Raw genomic sequence first — 3,990 nt, 5'->3', positions numbered from 1 at the left:
GGCGCTTTCATCACTCCGTCACCCCATCACAGTAATCAGTAGTACGGGAATATTAACCCGTTGGCCATCGACTACCCCTGTCGGGTTCGCCTTAGGTCCAGACTAACCCACAGCTGATTAGCATAGCTGTGGAAACCTTAGTTTTTCGGTGTGCGGGTTTCTCGCCCGCATTATCGTTACTTATGCCTACATTTTCTTTTCTAACCAGTCCAGCTCTCCTTACGAAAAACCTTCAACCCTGTTAGAATGCTCCCCTACCACTTAGAGTAAACTCTAAATCCATAGCTTCGGTAGTATACTTATGCCCGATTATTATCCATGCTCGTCCGCTCGACTAGTGAGCTGTTACGCACTCTTTAAATGAATGGCTGCTTCCAAGCCAACATCCTAGCTGTCCATGCAGACAAACCGCGTTCTTTCAACTTAGCATACATTTGGGGACCTTAGCTGATGGTCTGGGTTCTTTCCCTCTCGGACTTGGACCTTAGCACCCAAGCCCTCACTGCTGGTAATCATTATATAGCATTCGGAGTTTGTCAGGAATTGGTAGGCGGTGAAGCCCCCGCATCCAATCAGTAGCTCTACCTCTATATAACTATAGCCAGCGCTGCACCTAAATGCATTTCGGGGAGTACGAGCTATTTCCGAGTTTGATTGGCCTTTCACCCCTACCCACAGGTCATCCGAAGACTTTTCAACGTCAACCGGTTCGGTCCTCCACTGTGTGTTACCACAGCTTCAACCTGCCCATGGGTAGATCACACGGTTTCGCGTCTAACACTACTGACTAAAGCGCCCTATTCAGACTCGCTTTCGCTACGGATCCATGCCTTAAACACTTATCCTTGCCAGCAACGTTAACTCGTAGGCTCATTATGCAAAAGGCACGCCGTCACCCCACTAAAGGGCTCCGACCGCTTGTAAGCGTATGGTTTCAGGATCTATTTCACTCCGTTATTCACGGTTCTTTTCACCTTTCCCTCACGGTACTGGTTCACTATCGGTCTCTCAGGAGTATTTAGCCTTAGCGGATGGTCCCGCCAAATTCAGACAGGGTTTCACGTGCCCCGCCCTACTCAGGATACCACTATCTATTATACTCGTTACCCATACGGGGCTATCACCCTCTATGGCGTCACTTTCCAGTAACTTCCGGTTCCTTGTACATAAAATCTCGTGGTCCTACAACCCCAAAATTGCCGTAACAACTCTGGTTTGGGCTAATCCGCGTTCGCTCGCCACTACTTACGGAATCACTTTTGTTTTCTTCTCCTCCGCCTACTTAGATGTTTCAGTTCAGCGGGTTTGCCCACCTATCGGTGTACTATGTCTTCAACATAGTGGGTTGCCCCATTCGGATATCTACGGATCAATTCGTGTGTGCCAATCCCCGTAGCTTTTCGCAGCTTATCACGTCCTTCTTCGCCTCTGAGAGCCTAGGCATTCCCCATACGCCCTTATTTTGCTTATTGTACTTTGTACAGACAAGTCTAAGACTCGTCTCTACGCGCATTGTAATAAATCACAACACGTGTTCTTTCTACTTTTTAAATATTTTCTTATCTCAATATGTCAATGAACTTTATTTAGTCGAAGGTCAAAAGTCGAAAGTCGTCAAGTATATTACTTTGGACTTTATGACTTTAGACTTTATGACTAAAATCGTGGAGAATATCGGAGTCGAACCGATGACCTCCTGCGTGCAAGGCAGGCGCTCTAGCCAGCTGAGCTAATCCCCCAATTTAATTATGAATTGTGAATTATGAATTATGAATTGTATTTCATAACCTCTCAACTCTAGAATTTCCTTTTTAAGTATTTCAGTCTTTTTAATTAGCAATTAACAATTTATAATTATCAATTTACTTTAAAAAGTAGTCCCGGGCAGACTCGAACTGCCGACCCCTACATTATCAGTGTAGTACTCTAACCAGCTGAGCTACGAGACTCTGTTTTTTACTTATTTTTTTATTCTTTTTTTTGAACTAACAGCAGAGTAATAAAACCTAAAAATCAAATCCACTCTAATCTTCATCTTTTTCCTTAACGTGTAATAAATTACTAACTATAAGGCTCTAGAAAGGAGGTGTTCCAGCCGCACCTTCCGGTACGGCTACCTTGTTACGACTTAGCCCTAGTTACCAGTTTTACCCTAGGCAGCTCCTTGCGGTCACCGACTTCAGGCACCCCCAGCTTCCATGGCTTGACGGGCGGTGTGTACAAGGCCCGGGAACGTATTCACCGGATCATGGCTGATATCCGATTACTAGCGATTCCAGCTTCACGGAGTCGAGTTGCAGACTCCGATCCGAACTGTGACCGGCTTTATAGATTCGCTCCTGGTCACCCAGTGGCTGCTCTCTGTACCGGCCATTGTAGCACGTGTGTAGCCCAAGGCGTAAGGGCCGTGATGATTTGACGTCATCCCCACCTTCCTCACAGTTTGCACTGGCAGTCTTGTTAGAGTTCCCGACCGAATCGCTGGCAACTAACAACAGGGGTTGCGCTCGTTATAGGACTTAACCTGACACCTCACGGCACGAGCTGACGACAACCATGCAGCACCTTGTAAATTGTCTTGCGAAAAGTCTGTTTCCAAACCGGTCAATCTACATTTAAGCCTTGGTAAGGTTCCTCGCGTATCATCGAATTAAACCACATGCTCCACCGCTTGTGCGGGCCCCCGTCAATTCCTTTGAGTTTCAAACTTGCGTTCGTACTCCCCAGGTGGGATACTTATCACTTTCGCTTAGCCACTGAAGTTGCCCCCAACAGCTAGTATCCATCGTTTACAGCGTGGACTACCAGGGTATCTAATCCTGTTCGCTACCCACGCTTTCGTCCATCAGCGTCAATCAATTAGTAGTAACCTGCCTTCGCAATTGGTATTCCATGTAATCTCTAAGCATTTCACCGCTACACTACATATTCTAGTTACTTCCTAATAATTCAAGTCTAGCAGTATCAATGGCCGTTCCACCGTTGAGCGATGGGCTTTCACCACTGACTTACTAAACCGCCTACGGACCCTTTAAACCCAATGATTCCGGATAACGCTTGGATCCTCCGTATTACCGCGGCTGCTGGCACGGAGTTAGCCGATCCTTATTCTTACGATACCGTCAAGTCCCGACACGTCGGGATGTTTCTTCTCGTACAAAAGCAGTTTACAATCCATAGGACCGTCATCCTGCACGCGGCATGGCTGGTTCAGGCTTGCGCCCATTGACCAATATTCCTCACTGCTGCCTCCCGTAGGAGTCTGGTCCGTGTCTCAGTACCAGTGTGGGGGATCTCCCTCTCAGGACCCCTACCCATCGTAGCCTTGGTATGCCGTTACCATACCAACTAGCTAATGGGACGCATGCTCATCTTTTACCGTTGTGACTTTAATAATGTGTTGATGCCAACTCATTATACTATGAGGTATTAATCCAAATTTCTCTGGGCTATCCCTCTGTAAAAGGTAGATTGCATACGCGTTACGCACCCGTGCGCCGGTCTCTAGTTCCGAAGAACTATACCCCTCGACTTGCATGTGTTAAGCCTGCCGCTAGCGTTCATCCTGAGCCAGGATCAAACTCTTCATCGTATATTGTTTAAGTCTTGCGACTTGTATTATATTCGAATCCAATTCTAGTGGTTTTATTCAAATCTCTCGATTCTATTACTCTTTATTATTTGTTTTGAAATCTCTTTCAAAACGGCTGTCAATTCAATATGTCTAGGAACGTATTCTTCTTTATTTAAACCAAATTTTATTTCAGTTTCTTTCCCTTCGTTTTTCACATTTAATGTGTTTCTCGAAGCGGGTGCAAAAGTACAAAGTCTTTTCTAATTACGCAAGAAAAATTTAAAGTTTTTTTAAGCTCTTTTCAAACCCTAAAACCAAACCCTTCTTACCATTCTCTCAAATAACTTGCGCCGTTTGCGGGGTGCAAATGTAAAACGCTTTTTCTAATTACACAAACTTTTTTTTCGATATTTTTT

General features: G+C 45.4%; 2 tRNA genes and 2 rRNA genes. All 4 read right to left on the bottom strand.

The annotated features are described in order from the left end of the window. Nucleotides 1–1,471: ribosomal RNA gene (locus I5M07_RS15885) — 23S ribosomal RNA — on the bottom strand; the annotation flags it as partial. Between the two features lie 194 nt (nucleotides 1,472–1,665). Further along, nucleotides 1,666–1,739 (bottom strand) — tRNA-Ala (locus I5M07_RS15880). 136 nt (nucleotides 1,740–1,875) lie between these two features. After that, nucleotides 1,876–1,949: transfer RNA gene (locus I5M07_RS15875), tRNA-Ile, on the bottom strand. 130 nt (nucleotides 1,950–2,079) lie between these two features. Continuing rightward, a 16S ribosomal RNA gene (locus tag I5M07_RS15870) occupies nucleotides 2,080–3,592 on the bottom strand. Between the last annotated feature and the right edge of the window lie 398 nt (nucleotides 3,593–3,990).

Origin of the sequence: Flavobacterium agrisoli, from assembly GCF_016522065.1 — a bacterium.
Lineage (GTDB): Bacteria > Bacteroidota > Bacteroidia > Flavobacteriales > Flavobacteriaceae > Flavobacterium > Flavobacterium agrisoli.
Note: the sequence above shows the minus strand (reverse complement) of the source record. Positions and strands in the feature narration are given on the sequence as shown.